This is a genomic window from Streptomyces niveiscabiei, assembly GCF_001419795.1.
GTDB classification, from domain to species: domain Bacteria; phylum Actinomycetota; class Actinomycetes; order Streptomycetales; family Streptomycetaceae; genus Streptomyces; species Streptomyces niveiscabiei.
This window is the reverse complement of sequence record NZ_LIRL01001187.1, coordinates 1-1,897: the sequence shown is the minus strand read 5'-3', so window position 1 is coordinate 1,897 and position 1,897 is coordinate 1. Positions and strand designations below refer to the sequence as shown.

The window sequence follows — 1,897 nt, the reverse complement described above, 5'->3', positions numbered from 1 at the left end:
GGGTGACCGGAGCGGCGACGGCCGCCGCTCCGGCGCCCGTCGCCGCTCCGGTCACCCCGGCTCCGGCGCCCGCCGCCACCGCCGGTGACGACGGTGCGTACGTCACGCCGCTCGTCCGCAAGCTCGCCGCCGAGAACGGTGTCGACCTCGGGTCCGTCAAGGGCACGGGCGTGGGCGGCCGTATCCGCAAGCAGGACGTCGTCGCCGCCGCCGAGGCCGCGAAGGCCGCCGCCGCTCCGGCGCCCGCCGCCGCTCCGGCCGCTGCCGCCGCGCCGAAGAAGACGGCCCCCGTTCTGGAGGCGTCGCCGCTGCGTGGCCAGACCGTCAAGATGCCGCGCATCCGCAAGGTCATCGGCGACAACATGGTCAAGGCGCTGCACGAGCAGGCGCAGCTGTCCTCGGTCGTCGAGGTCGACATCACGAAGCTGATGAAGCTCCGCGCCCAGGCCAAGGACTCCTTCGCCGCGCGCGAGGGCGTCAAGCTCTCGCCGATGCCGTTCTTCGTCAAGGCCGCGGCCCAGGCCCTCAAGGCCCACCCGGTCATCAACGCGAAGATCAACGAGGCCGAGGGGACCATCACCTACTTCGACTCCGAGAACATCGGGATCGCGGTGGACTCCGAGAAGGGCCTGATGACCCCGGTCATCAAGGGCGCCGGCGGCCTCAACCTCGCCGGTATCGCCAAGGCCACCGCCGACCTCGCCGGCAAGGTCCGCGCCAGCAAGATCACGCCGGACGAGCTGTCCGGGGCGACCTTCACGATCTCCAACACGGGGTCGCGCGGCGCGCTCTTCGACACGATCATCGTGCCGCCGGGGCAGGTCGCGATCCTCGGCATCGGTGCCACGGTCAAGCGGCCGGCCGTCCTGGAGACGGAGGAGGGTACGGTCATCGCGGTCCGCGACATGACCTACCTGACCCTCTCCTACGACCACCGCCTGGTCGACGGCGCGGACGCGGCGCGCTACCTGACCGCCGTGAAGGCGATCCTGGAAGCGGGCGAGTTCGAGGTCGAACTCGGTCTCTGATCGTTTTTGCTGTACGTCGTCGCCCTCGCCGGAAATCCTCCGGCGGGGGCTTCGTCGTGTCGTCCCGGCCCTGCCGTGTAAGTCTCGTCTCACCTGCGTAAAAGGGCCCCCACGTGCCCTGCCTGCGGCGGTTCCCGGCCGTATTGTCTAAACGTCAAACGTCTTGAGGAGCCCACATGACCGCGCCCGTCGTCCACTCGCTGCGCGAACAGATCCGCGAGCACATCGTGGAGGGGATCGTCAGCGGGCGCTGGAAGCCGGGCGAGCGGATCGTGGAACGCCGGATCGCGACGGAGCTGGAGGTGTCCCAGACGCCGGTCCGCGAAGCGCTGCGCGAGCTGGAGTCCCTGCGCCTCATCGAGTCGGCTCCCAACAAGGGCGTACGCGTACGGAACCTGACGGCAGCAGACCTGGAGGAGAGCTACCCGGTTCGCGCGGGCCTGGAGGCGATCGCGGCGGAGCTGGCGGCGGAGACGCTGGCGGTGGACTGCTCGGCGCTTGAGCCGCACGTGGTGGCTCTGTACGAGGCGGACCGCCTCTCCGACGGCACGGGCCAGGTGCGCCACACGGTCGCGTTCCACCGGGAGTTGGTGCGGGCGGCCGGGAACTCGGTGCTGCTGCACACATGGGAGGGCCTGGGCATCGAGGTGTTCACCGCGCTGTCGATCCGCTGGCTGGGGACGGTGCAGCAGTCGTACGCGGAGGAGCACGAGGAACTGGTGGCGGCGTTCAAGAGGCGCGACCCGAGGATCGCGGACTTGGTGAAGGCACACGTCTTGGGGTGCGCGCCGAGCGCGTGAGGGGTGGGGTGGTGACGGTGGGCTGGCGAGTGCGGGTCCGTCGTGGCCGTTCGCGCAGTTCCCCGCGCC

2 protein-coding genes are annotated in these 1,897 nt (G+C 70.5%); both read left to right on the top strand.

All coding sequences use genetic code 11. From position 1 onward, the window contains the following. Positions 1-1,028, top strand: a 1,028-nt coding sequence (sucB, locus tag AOK24_RS41840; protein ID WP_063799620.1) for a 2-oxoglutarate dehydrogenase, E2 component, dihydrolipoamide succinyltransferase, incomplete at its 5' end; no start/stop codon positions are given. A gap of 176 nt (positions 1,029-1,204) precedes the next feature. Further along, complete coding sequence (locus tag AOK24_RS41835; RefSeq protein ID WP_050370772.1) at positions 1,205-1,828, top strand: GntR family transcriptional regulator; 624 nt, start codon at positions 1,205-1,207, stop codon at positions 1,826-1,828. Positions 1,829-1,897: the final 69 nt, after the last annotated feature.

Excerpts from the sequence above, each read along its gene's own strand:
- AOK24_RS41835 (WP_050370772.1), top strand. The coding sequence starts at position 1,205 with ATGACCGCGCCCGTCGTCCACTCGCTGCGCGAACAGATCCGCGAGCAC.